The organism is Chryseobacterium taichungense (assembly GCF_900109935.1).
In the GTDB taxonomy this organism is placed as follows: Bacteria; Bacteroidota; Bacteroidia; order Flavobacteriales; family Weeksellaceae; genus Chryseobacterium; species Chryseobacterium taichungense.
In genome coordinates, this window is record NZ_FOBV01000001.1 from 85,635 (window position 1) to 103,728 (window position 18,094).

At 38.1% G+C, this 18,094-nt stretch carries 15 protein-coding genes and 1 riboswitch; of the genes, 8 read left to right on the forward strand and 7 right to left on the reverse strand.

Annotated elements, in window-relative coordinates:
- Nucleotides 1-53: 53 nt before the first annotated feature.
- From BMW64_RS00430 to BMW64_RS00440, 3 genes are all read left to right on the forward strand, one after another.
- On the forward strand, nt 54-2,849 hold the full coding sequence (locus tag BMW64_RS00430; RefSeq protein WP_089997892.1) for a TonB-dependent receptor: 2,796 nt from the start codon (nt 54-56) through the stop codon (nt 2,847-2,849).
- Nucleotides 2,850-2,890: 41 nt separating this feature from the next.
- Nucleotides 2,891-4,315 carry a hypothetical protein gene (locus BMW64_RS00435; RefSeq protein WP_089997893.1) on the forward strand — a complete coding sequence of 475 codons (1,425 nt, stop codon included), beginning with the start codon at nt 2,891-2,893 and terminating at the stop codon, nt 4,313-4,315.
- Nucleotides 4,316-4,812: 497 nt separating this feature from the next.
- Nucleotides 4,813-5,976 (forward strand): hypothetical protein, encoded by a 1,164-nt coding sequence (locus tag BMW64_RS00440; RefSeq protein WP_089997894.1) that lies wholly within the window; start codon nt 4,813-4,815, stop codon nt 5,974-5,976.
- A 1,407-nt stretch (nt 5,977-7,383) separates the two neighbouring features.
- Here the strand turns inward: BMW64_RS00440 and hemL are convergent.
- The 3 genes from hemL to BMW64_RS00460 form a co-directional block, all read right to left on the reverse strand.
- Nucleotides 7,384-8,667, reverse strand: coding sequence for a glutamate-1-semialdehyde 2,1-aminomutase (gene hemL / locus BMW64_RS00450; RefSeq protein WP_089997896.1), 1,284 nt, complete (start codon nt 8,665-8,667; stop codon nt 7,384-7,386).
- A 53-nt stretch (nt 8,668-8,720) separates the two neighbouring features.
- Complete coding sequence (locus BMW64_RS00455) at nt 8,721-9,779, reverse strand: glucosaminidase domain-containing protein (RefSeq protein WP_089997897.1); 1,059 nt, start codon at nt 9,777-9,779, stop codon at nt 8,721-8,723.
- 65 nt (nt 9,780-9,844) lie between these two features.
- On the reverse strand, nt 9,845-10,747 hold the full coding sequence (locus BMW64_RS00460) for a 1-aminocyclopropane-1-carboxylate deaminase/D-cysteine desulfhydrase (RefSeq protein WP_177175203.1): 903 nt from the start codon (nt 10,745-10,747) through the stop codon (nt 9,845-9,847).
- A gap of 211 nt (nt 10,748-10,958) precedes the next feature.
- On the opposite strand from BMW64_RS00460, the gene BMW64_RS00465 reads away from it, so the two are divergent.
- Complete coding sequence (locus tag BMW64_RS00465) at nt 10,959-12,164, forward strand: retropepsin-like aspartic protease (protein WP_089997898.1); 1,206 nt, start codon at nt 10,959-10,961, stop codon at nt 12,162-12,164.
- A 130-nt stretch (nt 12,165-12,294) separates the two neighbouring features.
- Here BMW64_RS00465 and BMW64_RS00470 read toward each other — a convergent pair whose 3' ends face one another.
- Nucleotides 12,295-12,621: a hypothetical protein gene (locus BMW64_RS00470; protein ID WP_089997899.1), complete on the reverse strand. Its 327-nt coding sequence runs from the start codon at nt 12,619-12,621 to the stop codon at nt 12,295-12,297.
- Between the two features lie 41 nt (nt 12,622-12,662).
- Between BMW64_RS00470 and BMW64_RS00475 the strand changes: the two genes are divergently transcribed.
- From BMW64_RS00475 to BMW64_RS00485, 3 genes are all read left to right on the forward strand, one after another.
- Nucleotides 12,663-12,845 (forward strand): DUF5522 domain-containing protein, encoded by a 183-nt coding sequence (locus BMW64_RS00475; protein WP_066441318.1) that lies wholly within the window; start codon nt 12,663-12,665, stop codon nt 12,843-12,845.
- A 1-nt stretch (nt 12,846) separates the two neighbouring features.
- Nucleotides 12,847-13,374 (forward strand): DUF4136 domain-containing protein, encoded by a 528-nt coding sequence (locus BMW64_RS00480; RefSeq protein WP_089997900.1) that lies wholly within the window; start codon nt 12,847-12,849, stop codon nt 13,372-13,374.
- A gap of 169 nt (nt 13,375-13,543) precedes the next feature.
- Nucleotides 13,544-15,082 (forward strand): endonuclease, encoded by a 1,539-nt coding sequence (locus tag BMW64_RS00485; RefSeq protein ID WP_089997901.1) that lies wholly within the window; start codon nt 13,544-13,546, stop codon nt 15,080-15,082.
- Nucleotides 15,083-15,170: 88 nt separating this feature from the next.
- Here BMW64_RS00485 and BMW64_RS00490 read toward each other — a convergent pair whose 3' ends face one another.
- From BMW64_RS00490 to namA, 3 genes are read right to left on the reverse strand one after another with little or no spacing between them, the layout of a single operon-like run.
- The gene (locus BMW64_RS00490; protein WP_089997902.1) at nt 15,171-15,494 is read right to left on the reverse strand and encodes a CCC motif membrane protein; all 324 of its coding nucleotides are present in this window, start codon (nt 15,492-15,494) and stop codon (nt 15,171-15,173) included.
- Nucleotides 15,495-15,523: 29 nt separating this feature from the next.
- Nucleotides 15,524-15,811 (reverse strand): DUF2752 domain-containing protein, encoded by a 288-nt coding sequence (locus tag BMW64_RS00495; RefSeq protein ID WP_089997903.1) that lies wholly within the window; start codon nt 15,809-15,811, stop codon nt 15,524-15,526.
- A gap of 33 nt (nt 15,812-15,844) precedes the next feature.
- On the reverse strand, nt 15,845-16,897 hold the full coding sequence (gene namA / locus BMW64_RS00500) for an NADPH dehydrogenase NamA (protein WP_089997904.1): 1,053 nt from the start codon (nt 16,895-16,897) through the stop codon (nt 15,845-15,847).
- Nucleotides 16,898-17,001: 104 nt separating this feature from the next.
- Here namA and BMW64_RS00505 point away from each other — a divergent pair, with 104 nt between their 5' ends.
- Nucleotides 17,002-17,484 carry a cytidine deaminase gene (locus tag BMW64_RS00505; RefSeq protein ID WP_089997905.1) on the forward strand — a complete coding sequence of 161 codons (483 nt, stop codon included), beginning with the start codon at nt 17,002-17,004 and terminating at the stop codon, nt 17,482-17,484.
- A 423-nt stretch (nt 17,485-17,907) separates the two neighbouring features.
- Nucleotides 17,908-18,083, forward strand: a riboswitch (cobalamin riboswitch).
- Nucleotides 18,084-18,094: the final 11 nt, after the last annotated feature.

Sequence of the window (18,094 nt, forward strand, 5' to 3'; positions counted from 1 at the left end):
ATTTACACGACAGATTCTTTCTTCCTTTGCAGCGAAATGAAAGATAAAGTAAAATGAAGAAACAAATTCACAAGAGCATTATGCTACTTGCCTTGTTCTCCGCCGGCTATGCATTTGCACAAAGCCAGGTTCTGGAAGGTAGGGTATTGGACGAAAAAGACAATACTCCTATTGAAGGTGTAAAAGTGAAGGTAAATGATCAGGAGGTGACGACTGATATTACCGGAAACTATTCTTTAAGCCTTCCCCCAGGAACCAATTACATCATCACAGTAACTTCCAACGGATACAACAGAAAAGAGATCAGCGAAGTTGTTGTAAAAAGTGATGCAAATACCCATCTTGACATTGTTCTTGACAAACAGTCTTCTACCAAAGAAAAGCAGATTGAAGGGGTGGTTATAAAATCCAACGCGAGAAAAGAAACGATTGCTTCCACGATTGGTTTACAGAGAAATGCCGGTGTCGTTTCACAGGTTATCGGTGTTGAAGCCATTAAAAGAAGCCCGGACAGAAATACAGGAGAAGTTCTGAAAAGAGTTTCCGGTGTAAGTTTATTTGACGGAAAATATATCGTGGTAAGAGGTTTATCAGACCGATACAACCAAGCCATGCTGAACGGGATCCAGCTATCAAGTACGGAACCGGACAGAAAAACTTTCTCTTTCGACCTTTTCCCGGCGAACGTGATCGAAACGCTTGTCATCAATAAAACATTTATCCCTGAATATAGTGGAGAATGGGCTGGAGGGTTGATCCAGGTAAATACTAAAGATATTCCCAACAAAAACTTTTTTAATGCACAGGTGGGTGTAGGAGGAAACTCTATCACTATCGGCCATGAATTTAAAATGCAGAAAGGTGGAAACTGGGATTTCCTGGGAATTGATGACGGGACAAGAAAACTTCCAAACGGAATGCCTGCAAAGAATGCTTTCAGTATTTTGAGTGATGCGGAGAAAACTGAATACGGAAGACAGTATACTAAAAACCTTGGATATAATTCAAATGGCTTTCCTGAAAATGTAAGCTTACAGTTAGATGGAGGTTTCAATACAAAACTTTTCGGAAAAGATTTAGGAGTTATTGCCGTGTTAAATTACAGCAACAACAAAAGAAAAATCGAAACCAACAACAGATTCTTTACGATCAACGGACTTTTAGCAGATACGAATTTTGATTACTATACTGAAAAATATCAGAACGATGTTATTTTAGGCGGTTTATTAAACTTAACGTTAAAACTTAACAACAACAATAAAATTTCCCTGAAAAACATCATCACCAACAACACGGTGAACCATATGTCTTTCAGAACAGGTAAGGATTTTGAATTTGATCCGATCAACGGAACCAACATTATCGCGAGGGAAATCGGATTTAAAGAAACGACTTTCTACAATTCAACCCTTAACGGAACGCATAAAATTGATGCTTTAGGCGGCCTTACGGTCAACTGGTACGGGAGTTTCGGTATTCTTGATCAGTACATTCCGTTATTGCAGCGTTTACAGTACAACCAATATCCTGACATCAACGGAAGTCCTTATTTAGCTTTGATTTCAAACGGTCTTTCTCAAAAATCAGGAAGTGTATTCTACTCTACACTAAGTGACTATCTATATAATGCAGGTGGAGATGTATCTAAAACTTTTGAGATGTTCGGACAAAAACAAACGATCAAAGGAGGATATTTATTCCAGGTAAAAGACAGGATTTATAACTCAAGACCTTTCTCTGTGAGACTTGCAGGATACAATCAGTCATTGCTTTCTCAACCATTTGAGACCATTTTTAATCCGGAAAATTTCGGAACGGATGGTAACAAATTTACCTTTGATGAGATTGGTGGAAATCAATACAGATATATTGCAAACACAATTCTTAATGCAGGATATTTACAATTTGACAATAATTTTACACCTTGGTTCAGAGCCGTTTGGGGACTTAGAATTGAAAACTTCGACCAGTTGGTAGGAAGTACCAAAAAGAGCGACGACCGTTTTGTAAACACTCGTGTTACTGACTTTTTACCGGCATTAAACATGACTTTCAAGCTGACCAACAACATGAATCTTCGTGTGGCTGGTTCGCAGACCGTTGTAAGACCGGAATTCAGGGAAGTTTCTCCTTTGGCATATTATGACTTTGATTTAGGGGCTACTGTAATCGGTAACAAATTTATTCAGAGAACAAAAATCACCAGTGCCGACGTACGTTGGGAGTGGTATCCTAGAAATGGAGAAATCCTTTCCGTGGCAGGTTTCTACAAAAATTTTAAAAATCCTATCGAATTATACTTTAACCAATCCGGGGTAGGAACCAGTAATACATTCAACTACTTGAATGTTGATAAAGCCGATGCTTACGGAGCAGAATTAGAATTCAGAAAAAAACTGGATTTCATGAGCGCTCTTAAAAACTTTACTTTGGGAGGTAACTTCGCTTTAATCAAAAACAGAGTAACTGACGAGGCCACAAATGTTGACAGACCTATGCAGGGACAATCTCCGTATACGGTAAACGTAAGCCTTCAGTATGATACTGAAAAATCAGGATGGTCTTCTACGGTTCTTTTCAATATGATCGGAAGAAGAATCCTGTATGTAGGAAACGACCAAATTCCGCCAATCTGGGAAAATCCAAGACCACTTCTTGACTTCCAGGTAGCTAAGAAACTTTGGCAGAATAAAGGAGAAATTAAGCTTAACATTTCAGATATCCTGAACCGTCACGCAAAATTCTACCACGATCTAAACAACAACAAAAAATACGACAGTGCAGATGCACTTGCTATCGACAGAGTAACAGGTACCAATATCAGTTTAACTCTCGGATACAGCTTTTAATTAATTTAATCAATATCTAATAAAAAATAATTCTTTATATCATGAAAAAATTTGTTTTATACTCTTTAATGCTTGGTACTCTTGCAACTACTGTTACAGCATGTAGAAACATAGAAGAAGATGGACAAACTATAGTTCAGAATGGTAACACAGGTGGCGGAACCACTGAAAACCTTATCCTTTCAGGAAAAATCACTTCAAATCTTACTCTTAAAGCTAATAATATTTACAAATTAAGAGGATTGGTATACGTAACAAACGGTGCTACCTTAACGATTGAGCCGGGAACCAAGATTGTTGGGGAAGCCGATAAGAACGGTGCTTTGATCATCACAAGAGGAAGTAAAATCATGGCAGAAGGTACTGCTTCCAACCCTATCATCTTTACTTCTGAAAAACCAAGTCCGAAAAGAGGGGACTGGGCAGGTTTAGTAATCCTTGGAGCTGCTCCTACCAATGCTTCTTTCAACGGACAGGCTGGTGTAGGTGAAATCGAAGGAGGAATCAACAACTCTGAAGGTTTAGGTCTTTATGGCGGAACAAATGCTGCTGACAACAGTGGTGTATTAAAATATGTAAGAGTAGAATATGCAGGATATGCATTCTTACCAGATAAAGAAATCAACGGAATTACTTTCGGAGGTGTAGGTAACGGAACAACTGTAGATTATGTACAGGTTTCTTATGCAAACGATGACAGCTTCGAATGGTTCGGAGGTACTGTAAACTGTTCTCACCTTATCGCTTATAAAGGTCTTGATGATGATTTTGATACAGACAACGGCTTTGCAGGAAAAGTTCAGTTTGGTATCGCTGTAAGAGATTCTCAGATTGCTGACGTTTCAGGATCAAACGCTTTTGAATCTGATAATGATGCCAACGGTTCTTCATTAACTCCACAGACTTCTGCAACATTCTCGAATATGACGATCATCGGACCTGTAAACTCTACAAGTTCATCTACAAACGTAGGTACGATCAACTCATTATTCCAAAATGCTTTACAGATCAGAAGAAACTCTTCAATCTCTGTATTCAACTCAGTATTTACAGGTTACCCGGTAGGATTATTTATTGATGCTACAAAAGGTACTCCTACAGATAACAACATCGGAAATTCAAGCTTGGTATTCGAGAATAACATCCTTGCCGGTAATATAACTCCGTTGAAATTCGGACCTTCAACGACATCTCCTACTCCTTTCACATTGGCAGATCTTACGAGCTGGTTTACCACCCACGGAAATTCAACATTAACGTATACTGCTGACGCGAAGTTTACAAATGCTTGGGCTCCTGCAGGAACAACGCCAAACTTCTCTCCTGCTTCAGGTTCTCCGCTATTAACAGGAGGAGTATTTACTCATGCTAAATTAACAAGCTGGTTTACACCGGTAACGTACAGAGGCGCTGTAAAAGATGCCACTGATACATGGTACGCTGGTTGGACAAACTACAATTTATAATCAGTAATTAGTTTCTTCATATCAAATTAAAAAACAGCATCGGAAATATTTCCGATGCTGTTTTGTCGTTTTAAAAATAGAACTCAAACTAACTTTATCTTTAGCTATTGAAACTAACTAATCATGATAGAAATAGAAATTATAGTTTGCTCCTTTGGAGCAATATCTGTGTAGTGATAACGTCAATGATGTTACCGGAACTCCGTAGGAGTTCAATTTATGAGGGATTATTTTTAAACAATTAAGACTAATAAAGGACTTAAGTTTAATTAAGACCATAACTAAATATTTTATAAGCAACGATCTTCAATCCATTTACAGATTACTTAACTTCCCTTAACTTCTTAAATTAATCTCAATGGTTCAAGTTTAAAGAAAAATAAGGTTTAATACTATACATCCATATTGTGAAAAATACAGAGAAAAATGGTAATTTGGTCTTCTGAAAAAGAAAAGCATTTAAAAATAGCTAGTAAGCATCATAAATCTGATATCTTATGAAAAAAAATTATCTGAAGCTCTTCGCTGCGGCAGTCATTATAAGTTCACCGTTTATTTTCCAGGCATGTACGGAAGACGAAGACGTTGCTACGATAGCAGTGGTAGGAATAGCCCAAGACCCTGCCAATTTCAAAGGAGAGGTTGCCAACGGTCAGGTTGTTACGCTTGATGCAACAAAGGTATATGTACTCAATGGCGCTGTACGGGTAAAAAGCGGAGGAAAGCTCGTGATCCCTGCAGGGACAAGAATCGTGGCTACGGCAGCAGCAGACTCATATATCCTAGTAGAACAAGGCGGGCAGATTTATGCCAACGGAACATCAGCCTCACCGGTAACATTTAACTCATCCGCTGCCACAGCAGGAAGCTGGGGAGGAATTATAATCTGTGGAAGAGCACCAATCAACACCGGAACAACTGGCACTACGGAAGTCGGAAGTGCATCTTACGGGGGAACAGCCGCTACAGATAATTCAGGATCATTAACGTATGTAAGGATTGAAAATGCAGGCATCAGCTATGCAACCGGTAAAAACTTCAACGGTCTTTCCCTCTATGGCATCGGAAGCGACACCAAAGTAGAGAATATTGCCGTGGTAAGCGGAGCCGAAGATGGCATTCAGATTTATGGAGGAACGGTAAATCTTACAAATATAGTTTCTATCGGTAATGCAGATGATGCATTGGTCTGGACCGACGGATGGGTTGGGACCGCTTCCAACATCTACACCAAAAGAAGAACCAGCGGCACCGGAAATACAGGAATCAAAGGACTAAGCAATGCCGCCAATACAGACGCGTCCCCAAGATCAAACCCTGTCATTAAAAACGTAACACTTATCGGTGGCACTACCGGAGAATCCCAGGCGATCAGATTATATTCAGGAACGTATGCCAGTTTTGAAAATGTCGTTCTCTCTGACTGGACAGACGGTTTCAGTCTTGAAAGCGATTCTACAGTGACCCATTTTAACGGGGAAAGTAAAATCAAAGATGTCTTTTTCGACACCAATGTCACGAATAAAATAACAGCCAAGGCAACCGATGGTTCGAATGTAGCTATACAGTCTTCCACCTATAATGAAAAAGCAGATGCTACCGGCGCCGGAAACCAGCTGGCAAGTCCTGCATGGGCAATCGGATGGTCATCTTTACAGTAAGAACATTAAAAAAATATACAGCAGCACCGGATTTTCCGGTGCTTTTTTATTCTATATGATCAAATATTTTAAATAAACCTGTCCGGACCAGTTGAGTATCTATTCGTCCCGATAAAGAATTCCAACGGCTGCGTTCAGAAAGTGAACATCTGGGTACAATAATCGGTTGTGATAGGTGGCTCAACCCCACCAGAAAGATCATAAACCTCGCTGGACTATTGTTTCAAGTGTTTGGATCAGTAATGTATCGGTCCGACGACATGAAAGATCTCATCAATGGTGTTTCCAATGGAAAGCGTGATATCATGAACCTCAAAATAGACGTTCAACAACCTGTCGCGACAGGCCAATCAGCCGACGGGATAAATAATGAACCGCTCCGGATCATTTGATCAAAGGTTCAGACCATTTTGTTACCGGTCTGAAGATGTGAAAAGCCTCATCAATGGTGTTCCCAATGGAAAGCGTGATATCATGAACCTCAAAATAGACGTTCAACAACCTGTCGCGACAGGTCAATCACCCCACTGGATATATAATGAACCGCTCCGGATCATTTGATCATAGGTTCAGACCAGTCTGTTACCGGTCTGAAGATATGAAAGACCTCATCAATGGTGTTCCCATTGGAAAGCGTGATTTCATGAACCTCAAAATGGACGTTCAATAACCTGTCGCGACAGGTCAATCCCCCGACTGGATAAATAATGAACAGCTCCGGAACATTGTATTGCATTTTCTGATCAGCATTTTACCGGTCTGAAGATGTCAAACACCTCATCAGTGGTGATTTTAATGGCAAGCGTGACGTTCGTAAAATTCAGGCTAATAACCTTAGCCCGGGATAAAAGGTACCTTAAATAATTGATTTTCAAAATAAAAATTATTTTATCGCAAAGAGAAACAAAGAAATGTTTAATTTTTGAGACGTTTTTAAGTTAACCAATGCCACTTCGTTTATCAAAGTAATCCAAGAATTTTGTATTACTTTAGTTTCACGACTTTGGATATCTTAAATTGATTATACTTTTTAGCTTTTCGATTTTTATAAACTTATTTCGAACTCAGGTTAAATAAAAAAGAGGCTGTCCTGAAAGTTTGGGCAGCCTCTTTTTTACGCCTGAAAATTGAACAAGTAATTTTTATGCTCCGTAGGAGCAGCATCTGTGTAGAAGAAAAAACAATAGAATATCGCAAGCACTCCGTAGGTGTGCTATGATAAGATAGAACTCCGACGGAGTTCCGGTACAAGATGCTGATATTGATCTACACAGATATTGCTCCGTAGGAGCAAATCCCGTGCTGTGCCATAAAATCATTTTTCAAATCAGATAAAGTCGTGGCGATTAGAAAAAAGGACTATCCAGAATTTTAGGACACTTTCTTTTAAATTTATCTTTAAATTATTTAAGAATACTCAAATTTTCTGACTGCTTCCAGTGTCATATCAATTTCCCTGTCTTTGATGGCATCACTGATGAAATACGTTTCATAACCACTCGGCGGAAGATAAATTCCGTTGGTGAGCATCTGGTGGAAGAAATTATTAAACAATGCATGATTGGCTTCCTGCGCTTCATCAAAATTAGACACCCGGTTGATATGGAAAAACACAGACATCATCGACCCTTTTCGGTTGATCTTGTGAGCAATTCCTTTTTCATTTAAAATTTTTCCGATTTCAAAATCTAACGTTTCTGTGGTTTTTGACAATCTGTTGAAAAATTCAGGATCATTTTTAATGAGCTGTAAAGTCTTCAGTCCTGCTCTCATCGCCAATGGATTCCCACTCAATGTTCCGGCCTGGTATACGCCACCTTTAGGAGCCAGGTGATCCATGATCTCGTTTCTTCCTGCAAACGCACCTACCGGAAGACCGCCCCCGATTACTTTTCCGTAAGTGACAAGATCAGCCTTTACGTTAAAAAGTTCCTGTGCCCCTCCAAAAGCCAGTCGGAAACCGGTCATTACTTCATCAAAAATTAACAAAGTTCCATTTTCGTCACAGATTTTTCTTAATTTCTGAAGGAATTCATTTTCGGGAAGAACACAGCCCATATTTCCGGCTACAGGCTCAATAATTACCGCTGCAATTTCTCCCTGATTGTGTCTGAACAAATCTTCTACCTGTTCAAAATCATTATATCTTGCGAGCAAGGTATCTTTTGCCGTTCCTGCGGTTACGCCTGGAGAATTGGGATTTCCGAAAGTGGCTGCACCACTACCCGCCTTGATCAAAAACGAATCTGAATGACCGTGGTAGCAACCTTCAAATTTTACAATTTTATCTCTTCCTGTAAAACCTCGTGCGAGTCTGACTGCGCTCATGCAAGCCTCTGTTCCTGAAGAAACCATTCTGATCTGGTCGATATTCGGAACATTTTCTACGATGAATTTAGCGATCTCCGTTTCAAGCTCGGTGGGTGCTCCGAAAGAAAAACCTTTCTCCGCCTGGATCTTTAATTCTTCCAGAACTTCAGGATGAGTATGTCCTAAAATAGCCGGTCCCCACGAATTAATATAATCAATATACGTATTATCATCGGCGTCGGTAAGGTAAGCCCCTTTAGCAGATTTCATAAAAACCGGCACTCCTCCCACAGATTTGAATGCACGAACGGGTGAATTTACACCTCCCGGAATGTATTGGTACGCTTCATCAAATAAAGCTGAACTTCTTTGGTATTTCATATTTAGTTGTTAGTTAATGGTTGTTAGTTGTCAGTTTATCAACCATCAACAAATTAATTTCTTGGTTTTTTATCAATCAAATAAATCAGTTGTCCGACTGAAGGCTTCTGTCCTTCATCCATCCTGTTTTTAGCATATAATTTATTTAATTTAATACCGAACTTCTGGGCGATATCATGCATATCTTCACCAGCTTCGGCTTTATAGGTTGCTGTATTTCCCGCTGAATTTTTGGATTCAAGGAAAACAATGTCATTTTTGTGCAGAACATCACCCTCCAGCTCGTTCCATTTTATAAGTTTGCTTTCGCTGATTTTAAACTTCTTAGCAATGGCTTCTATATTTGTATCTTCTGGGATAACGATGTATTTTAAGCCGTCATTCGGATGACTTTTAATTAAAATCGAATTTAGCATTTCTGCCTTTGTTTTGATTCTTTCAACTCTTTTCTGCTGCTGAGCGTAAGAAGTCTGCTTGTACGGAACTTCAATTATAACAGGATCTTTCGCTTTCTTAGTATATTTTTCGGGTTCCAGTTGAGCCATGAAAGCTCTGTCGTCTTTTAAATTAGGATACATTTTAAGGACTGCATAGAGAACTTCTTTTGAACTGGTATTGTCAAATTCGTATAGCCTGTACTTTTCAATCTTACCAATTAATATAGAAGCATAACGAGGGTTTGTAGCGTATCCTGCTTTTTTTAGCCCTGTAGCCCAGGCTTTATAATCTTTCATATCGAGATTAAAAAGGTTTGCGTAATATTTTCTTGTCGATAAAAATATTGAGTGGTCTTCGTATGATTGTCGCGGATCGTCATATACCCGGAAACATTCATTCGGAGCATCGTCCGTATGCTTCATCGTTTTGCCGGTCCAGTCTTCTTTACATTTGATTCCAAAGTGATTTTTACCTTCCAGCGCGAGACGGCTTTGCCCGCCACCGGTTTCCAGAAGTCCCTGTGCCAGGGTGATAGAAGCCGGAATTCTGTATTTTTCCATTTCTTCTACTGCGTATTTTGCAAATTTCTGGATGTATTGATCTTCAGTGGCCCAGGTTTGAGCTGAGAATTTTGATAAAACTAAAAGGCTTACGAGTAAGAAAAGTCTTTTCATCTTATAATTTTTATGGTTTTAAAATGAAAGATGGAACACTCAGTGTTTCATGTTTTCAATTTACTTTATATAATTAAATTTCTGTTCTGTTTTTTCAAAAGCATATTTGCGCCCTCGATCCCTTGTAATCCTCCGGTATGAAAGCACAGAATTTTACTGTTTTCAGGAAAATACTCTTTATTAATCATTTCAAAAATCTTCTCCATCATTTTTCCTGTATAGATAGGTTCCAGCGGAATTCCGTAATCTCTCTTAAAATCATTGATAAAACGGATATTCTCATCATTTATTTTACCATAACCTCCAAAAGCAGCGTCTATTAGACTGAAATTCTCTCTGGAAGTTAATTGTGAAATTCTATTTTCCAGTGAAGAATCACTTACCGCTTTAAAGCCGATAACTTTCTGATTTTCTTCACAGAATTTTGTGATTCCGGCAACCGTTCCTCCTGTTCCGACTGCGGTGCAAAGATAATCAAAATCTTTTGTTTGGTCATTCAGCATCATTTTAACGCCTTCTACAGCATCGTCATTTGTTCCTCCTTCGGGGATGACGAGTGCCTGAGGAAATTCTTTCTGTAAAAATTCGGTCAGCTTTTCTTTGTGACGGTATTCTTCACGGGTGACAAACTGCAGGTTCATTCCGTTTTTTCTGGCGAAAGATAACGTCGGATTTTCCCGCCATTTATCTTTTAATTCTTCTCCCCTGATGATACCGAGTGTAGGAATTCCGGCAATTTTCCCTAAAGCAGAAACAGCAGCAATATGATTGGAAAAAGCACCTCCGAAGGTGATAATGTAAGGCTTTTCAGGGTTTTTTGCTAAATATTTATTAATGTTAAAATATAATTTCCAGTACTTATTTCCTGAAATTTCGGGATGAACAAGGTCTTCCCTTTTCATAAAGAGCTTCACATTTTTTCCGAGTGGAATTTCAACGACAGGAATATGGATATACGGAATTTTCATCTCTGCAAATTTCCTGAATTTATTTTAAATGATGGCATGAAAAAAATAAAATGCTAATGATCAGAATTCTATCCTAATAACGCCGGGTGATTGGTGAACAGCTGAAATGATATCTTTAAATAACATTTTTATAGATTGATAATAAATATGTATTTTAGTTAAAAAATTCCCTACACAATTCTTCAACAGATGAAATTTATAAAACTCTTATATGAATAAAAATAAACATTTCCTAATTGCCTTTCTCATGCTCTACACCTCATTGTTGTTTGGACAAGAACCTTTCACATTAAACCAAGGTTTTTCAGAGAATAAAAATTATGTAGCTACCATTCCTTATACGGAAATTGCAGGAAAATTGATTATCAATGTATCGATCAATAACCAAAATAGAAAATTTATTCTGGACACTGGTGCTGCTACAGTGATCTCAGAAAATTTATTCAAAGAACTACATCCGAAAGTATTGCAAACGGTTAACGTTTCAGACTCATCCGGCAAGACCGATAGCTTACCCATTGTTTCATTATCTCAAGTAACAATTAATTCGATTTCATTTAAAGATATTCCGGCCATCGTTTCAAAGGAGTCAAAGATCATTTTTGAGTGCTTTGGAGTGGATGGATTTATCGGCAGTAATTTACTCCGCAATTCTGCTATTCAATTTGATGAAAAAACAAAAACAATTACCATTACAGATAAACCCAACTTGCTCAATCTTGATAAAAAGGATGCGGGTAAGATGGAACTAAGTTCAAGTCAGAGTGATCCGTATGTATGGATTAAACTTAAAAATGAAAAGGGAGATGTTGCCACTGAAAAGATACTTTTTGATACTGGAGACGATGGTTTTTACAGATTATCGATTAATGCCTATAAACATATCATCAAGGATGTAAATGTATTTGAAGTGAAGGCCAAAAGTACGGGATCTTTTACAGCAGGTATTCATGGAAGTGCTGAAGACACTGAAAATTACATGATCAACATACCTTTGATGGAAGTAAACAATATGAAATTTAAAAATGTAATCACAAAAACAACCTATACCGATGCTTCAAGATTTGGTTCCGGGATTTTGAAATATGGAAAAATAACATTGGATTATATTAATAAAAAGTTCTATGTACAGCCTTTTCAAAACACGTATGAAATCAGTTTACAAAAACAACAATGGCCGATTGATCCCGTATTGAATAACGACAAATTCGTTGTCGGAATCATTTGGGATCAGACACTTTCCCAGAAGATAAAAAAAGGTGATGAAATCATTAAGTTTGACAATATGGATTATCAGAAAATGAATTCCTGCGACATCACCAAATCAAATAAAGAAATTGATAAACAAAAAGCAATCATCGAATTAAAAGATGCGCAGACCGGGCAGATAAAGGAAGTAGAATTAAATAAATATTAATTAGCTGCCAGTTTTGCAGCCATCATTGATATTGAAGCAATCCTGTAATAAATACGGCTTAAATTGTTAATTCTTTACGTTAAATTATATCATCCTCAAAGCCTTGAATTGTGAACTTTAAACATTAAAACTAAAGATATCGCCAGAAGCTCCAGAATTTTCTTTTTCTCAGATAATCCAGATCATGTTCATTAGCGTAAGCTTCCCTTTCAAAAGAAATTCGTCTATAGGCATGATAAGGATTTTTTAATCTGAATAACCAGTAATAATACTCAATGACATAGAAAATATAGAAGAAAATCACCAGCAATTCCATTTGTTGTCTTAAATGGATTTTTTCGTGATTAATCAATACTTTATTTTTCTTATCTTCGAGATTCCTAACGAAGATGAAGGGAAAAAGAGTAATGCCGCTGATTTTTAATAATTTTAAAGGTTTATGGCATACAATTATCATGATAACAAATATAAAAGTTTTTTAGCTTAGAGATTTAACCTATGGCACTTTTTGACATCAAAGAAGGTGAAGATTTTTACTACAACGAGCAGGGGTATAAGGTTTTTACAGAAAAGTTTCATCTAAAAAGAGGATATTGCTGTAAAAGTGGCTGTAGACATTGTCCTTACGGATACGATAAAAAGACCGATACATTTATTAAAAACGATAAAAAAAATAAATAAAATGAAGCGCTATATTTTTATTTTGCTAGCTTCGGCTACTTTAGGCTTGACATCTTGTAGTCCTTTCAATGTACGTTCCGATTATGCGGATACTGCAAATTTCACCACTTACAAAACGTACAAGCTAAGAATTGATGATCTGAAACTGAATGATATCGACAAAGACAGGGTTTTAAATGAACTGTCGAAACAGCTTCAGAGTAAAGGTCTTCAATCGGGAGAAAATCCTGATCTGATTGTTAATGTAAAAGCAAACCATAAGAAGATCACCGACGTTACTACTTCTTCTCCTTATGGAGCATGGGGCTGGGGCGGACCTTTCGGATGGGGAATCGGGATGAACAGAACTTGGACCAGCAATTACAATGAAGGAGCCATCATCGTGGATATGGTTGATGCAAGATCAAACAAACTGGTTTGGCAGGGAATCGGAAGCGGAATATCCGTTGACCGTCCGAAAGCTAAGCAAAAACAAATCCCGGAAATTATGGCGGAAATCATGAAAAATTATCCTCCACAGAGAAAATAAGATTAACATTAATCAGATATATGGAAAGTCAATACGGTTTGTATTGGCTTTTTTTGTTGTTATTAAATAAAATATTTCACTGTACTTTAGAATAATGAAGTTAGAATTAACAATTCCGTAATTGTTAATTCATAAATTTGTCTTAATCTTACCAAACTAAAATATTAATATGAAAAAGTCACTATTGATTCTTGCATTCGCTTCTATATTGGCCAATGCACAGGCACCTTCAGGATATTATAATTCGGCAAACGGATTATCAGGTGCTTCTCTTAAAACAGCATTAAGTACAATTATTACCAACGGCCATCAGGATAAAGGATACAGCGGCCTCTGGACGGGCTATAAAACCACAGACATTGATAAAAATTATGAAAACGACGGATCTATTCTGGATATCTATTCTGAAAAACCCACAGCTGCTGATCCGTACAATTATACGCCTGGAGCAAACCAGTGCGGAACATACTCGGTAGAGGGCAACTGCTACAACAGAGAGCATATTGTTCCTCAAAGCTTATTTAACCAGGCATCACCAATGGTTTCTGATATCAATTTTATCAGAGCAACGGATGGTAAAGTAAACGGAATGCGTTCAAATTATCCTTTCGGAAAAGTAGGAACGGCCACTTTTACATCCAAAAACGGTTCCAAGCTTGGAAATTCGGCTTCTTCAGGATATTCGGGAACGGTTTTCGAGCCGATCGATGAGTTTAAAGGAGACGTTGCCAGAATGATCTTCTATTTTGTAACGCGCTATGAGAACAAACTTTCTACTTTTTCTTCGGGAAATATGCTGGGCGGCTCGTCGTTTCCGGGATTGCAGACCTGGGAACTGAATGTTTTGCTGGCATGGCATAATCAGGATCCGGTATCGCAGGCGGAAATCAACAGAAATAATGCTTCATACACTTTTCAGGGAAACAGAAATCCTTTTATTGACAACCCGGACTACGTGAATCTAATTTGGGGGTCAGGTTCAACAGGTGGTGGCGGAACAACGAATCCTCCAACCACAACAGGCTGTGCCAATGAAAATTTCGAAACGATTTCAACATCAAGCTCTTCTTCTTATCTTACCAGAACATGGAGTAACGGCGGAATTTCCTGGACGGCAACAGATGCCAGAACTGACCAGACCATTTCCTCAAAAGCTATTACGGTGAGAAATGGTGCTTTAACTTCAGGCAGTTCTGCGAATGGAATAGGCTCACTGACTGTGACTACCCAGCTAAAATTCTCAGGATCAAGCGGAACCTTTAATGTAAAAGTAAACGGAACAACTGTAGGAACAGTGCCGTACAATACCAACGCAACGACAACAACCGTCAATAATATCAACATTACTGGGAACGTGGTTGTAGAACTGGAAAATACCTCCAGCAGCAACAGAGTTGCCATTGATAACCTGAGCTGGACTTGTTATTCAGGTACTTCTAAGCAGATACAGAATTCTTTATCCGCTGTGAAATCGCTACAAAACCAGCTACAGATTTCACCAAATCCGATTTTAAACAATGAAATTTTTGTGAAAGGTGAAACCCAAAATATTAAAAAAGCTGAGATTTATAATCTGCAGGGAAAACTGATGCAGACAATCAATCAGCCTTTTGAAAGCAGCAGGAATTCTATTAAAATTAACAATTTACCACAAGGTATTTATATTTTGAAACTGGACGCTACGAGCCTGAAATTTATTGTAAAGTAAAAGAAATAAATCCTTCTTTTGATATAAGAAGGATTTATTTATTATTGATATGTTATAAAAAAGACCGCTCATTTGCGGTCTTCTCTATTTATTGTCTTCCCATTCTGGTAATTTGATTAATCTGTTCCATGTATCCTGCCCAGCCAACAGTTGCGAGCATGAAAACGAAGTAAACCAACTGAATACATCCTAAAACAAGACCGATAATACATAATATTCGTCCGGTATTCAGGTTTCCGAAATCCGAATATTGAGTGGGATTTGCATCGTAAATTAACTTATCATTTTTGTACTTACTCAGACCGATAAGTCCGCAAATAATACCGATAAGCCCTGAACAGCAGCAGGTACCTACTACTGAAATAATTCCTAAAATCAGCACTGTCTGTGCATTTGGCAATTTTTGTTCCATAGTTTATAATATTTTAATGTGTTGTTTTTTTAATGACTAAAATGATGTTTGTAGAAATAGGAGACGACCATAATCACAGCATTAACAGCCGCCAACATGATCAGCAAATTACCATAATTCCTTTTTTTATCTACAAAATTGAGGGCGACCGTTGCAAAAAAAAGCAACAAGGTATACACAGCAGGAAACATATGAAAAGCTTCCGTGAACCTTCCTTCAAAAACCATAACAATAGCCCTCTGGGTACCACAGCCGAAGCATTCGACCCCAAAGAATTTCTTGATAGGACATGGCAGCATGAAATCTTCTGCTTTCATAGTTTTATGTTTTTGCTGATCAAATATATAAAATTAAGAAGATATTTTCGCTCTCAGATACTGATGTGGAAAAAAGCAATCTTCATTCATTTCAAATGATCCCTGAACCGCAATATACGGATTTCTTAAAATTTCTCTGGCAATAAAAATCAAGTCAGCATCACCTTTTTCAAGGATTTCCTCTGCGTGATTGATTCTTTTAATCAATCCTACCGCTCCGGTTTTTACCGCTGCTTCGTTTCGCACTTGTGAGGAAAGAGGAACCTGATATCCGTCAAAAAGAGGAATTTTCACACCATGAATATTTCCGCCGCTTGAAACGTCAACAAGATCAACAGCGTGATTTTTTAAAACTTTTGCCAGTTCGACACTATCGTTGATTTCCCAGCCATGCTCTGCATATTCTGTTCCTGATATTCTTACAAATAAAGCAACGTTTTCATTCAATTCTTCGTTTACGGCATCTACAATTTCAATTAAAAAACGGATCCTGTTTTCAAAGCTTCCGCCGTATTCGTCAGTTCTGATGTTCGAAAGCGGAGATAAAAACTGATGAATCAGATAACCATGCGCCGCATGAATTTCGATAACATCAAAACCTGCATTTACAGCTCTTCTTGCTGCATTTTTAAAATTCTGAACCTGCTCTTTAATTTCTGCAACCGTCAAAACATGAGGAATTCTTTCGGTCGGGTGATATGGAATCGGGCTTGGTGCAATGGTTTCCCATCCTTCTTCTACAGGGATCTGAATAGTATTTTCCGTAGAACCCTTTCTGCCGGAGTGCGACAGTTGGATTCCGATTTTACTCTCTGAATTTTTATGAACAAATTCGACGATCTTTTTGAGGCTTTCTGCCTGTTCGTCATTCCAGATTCCCATACAATGGTTGGTAATTCTTCCGCGAGGCTCTACGCCTGTAGCTTCCACTATAAGTAAGCCTGCGCCACCCTGAGCCCGGCTGCCATAATGAACAAAATGAAAATCATTAGCAAGCCCGTTTTCACTGGAATACATACACATAGGCGACATTACCCAACGGTTTTTCAATTCAACATTTCTGAATCTGATTGGAGTATACAACATTTTAAATTTATTTTTTAAAAATTGAGAATTGCAAAGAGGAGGCCTTTATTGTCCACCTCATGAAAAAGAAGTAATTTTATCCCCCTTTTTTTAATCCACAATATATGAAAAAAGAAACTCACATCAGTTACGAATATTTTAAGAATAGCAGCGAACTGAACGATATAGAAAAAGAATTATTCGAAAGAGCGAAAGACGCCCGTGAAAATGCTTATGCTCCCTATTCTAATTTTCTGGTAGGCTGCTCGGTACTGCTTGAAAACGGAGAAATATATTCCGGGAACAATCAGGAGAATGCGGCTTTTCCTTCGGGGCTTTGTGCAGAAAGAACGACTTTATTCTGGGTAGCAGCCAATTTTCCTGAAGTAAAAATTAAAAAAATCTTTGTTGTTGGAGGCCCCAGGGAATTTCATGAGAAAAACCCTCCTATTCCGCCGTGTGGTGCGTGTAGGCAAAGTTTAATGGAATATGAAACCAAGCAGAATGAAAACATCGATCTTTATTTTTCGAGCATGAACGAAGAAGTTGTAAAAGTGCATTCTATAAAGGATTTGCTTCCTTTTTATTTTGATTCTACATTTTTGTAGTCATTTTTTTTTAGTGAATGGTGAATTTTGCTTTGCAAGTTAATGGTGAATTTGAAAAAAAAGATTGACAAGCGAAGCAAATTGACAGCTCACAATTGACTTTTGAATTAGTGTTTTAAACCACCCCGTCTTAATTTTCCCTGAAAATTAATCCCCTCTTCCAAGGGAGGGGAATTCTTGCCGTAAAACTATTACCATACAAAAGACTGCCATTTCTGTGGTGGCTGAGCTTGTCGAAGCCACCAGACCTGAAATCCTAGCCCTGATTGCAACGAAAATCCCGGAGTGGAGCGGCGGAGCCGCGTAATGAGGAATTGCAGTGGAAAGCAGGTTCCCGGCTCCTTAAAATTTAAATTGTATTGATCTAACAGGTGTAATGCAGCTTTAAATCACTTGTGTTTTTGGTTTTCAGCGTAATAAGTTTATATTTGCAGAAATTTTGGTTTCCAATTATTTGGAATGAAAAGGGAATCGGGTGAAAATCCCGGACTGTCCCCGCAACTGTAGATCGCAAAAGAAATTTCTACGACAAACCACTGTGCAAACGGGAAGGTGTAGAAAGCGAAAGTCAGGAGACCTGCCAGAATAGTAACTTAATACATTGCTTTCG

What these genes read in the sequence shown, in the direction of transcription:
- BMW64_RS00430 (WP_089997892.1), top strand. Translation starts at nt 54, where the DNA reads ATGAAGAAACAAATTCACAAGAGCATTATGCTACTTGCCTTGTTCTCC.
- BMW64_RS00435 (WP_089997893.1), top strand. Translation starts at nt 2,891, where the DNA reads ATGAAAAAATTTGTTTTATACTCTTTAATGCTTGGTACTCTTGCAACT.
- BMW64_RS00440 (WP_089997894.1), top strand. Translation starts at nt 4,813, where the DNA reads ATGAAAAAAAATTATCTGAAGCTCTTCGCTGCGGCAGTCATTATAAGT.
- hemL (WP_089997896.1), bottom strand. Translation starts at nt 8,667, where the DNA reads ATGAAATACCAAAGAAGTTCAGCTTTATTTGATGAAGCGTACCAATAC.
- BMW64_RS00455 (WP_089997897.1), bottom strand. Translation starts at nt 9,779, where the DNA reads ATGAAAAGACTTTTCTTACTCGTAAGCCTTTTAGTTTTATCAAAATTC.
- BMW64_RS00460 (WP_177175203.1), bottom strand. Translation starts at nt 10,747, where the DNA reads ATGAAAATTCCGTATATCCATATTCCTGTCGTTGAAATTCCACTCGGA.
- BMW64_RS00465 (WP_089997898.1), top strand. Translation starts at nt 10,959, where the DNA reads ATGAATAAAAATAAACATTTCCTAATTGCCTTTCTCATGCTCTACACC.
- BMW64_RS00470 (WP_089997899.1), bottom strand. Translation starts at nt 12,621, where the DNA reads ATGATAATTGTATGCCATAAACCTTTAAAATTATTAAAAATCAGCGGC.
- BMW64_RS00475 (WP_066441318.1), top strand. Translation starts at nt 12,663, where the DNA reads ATGGCACTTTTTGACATCAAAGAAGGTGAAGATTTTTACTACAACGAG.
- BMW64_RS00480 (WP_089997900.1), top strand. Translation starts at nt 12,847, where the DNA reads ATGAAGCGCTATATTTTTATTTTGCTAGCTTCGGCTACTTTAGGCTTG.
- BMW64_RS00485 (WP_089997901.1), top strand. Translation starts at nt 13,544, where the DNA reads ATGAAAAAGTCACTATTGATTCTTGCATTCGCTTCTATATTGGCCAAT.
- BMW64_RS00490 (WP_089997902.1), bottom strand. Translation starts at nt 15,494, where the DNA reads ATGGAACAAAAATTGCCAAATGCACAGACAGTGCTGATTTTAGGAATT.
- BMW64_RS00495 (WP_089997903.1), bottom strand. Translation starts at nt 15,811, where the DNA reads ATGAAAGCAGAAGATTTCATGCTGCCATGTCCTATCAAGAAATTCTTT.
- namA (WP_089997904.1), bottom strand. Translation starts at nt 16,897, where the DNA reads ATGTTGTATACTCCAATCAGATTCAGAAATGTTGAATTGAAAAACCGT.
- BMW64_RS00505 (WP_089997905.1), top strand. Translation starts at nt 17,002, where the DNA reads ATGAAAAAAGAAACTCACATCAGTTACGAATATTTTAAGAATAGCAGC.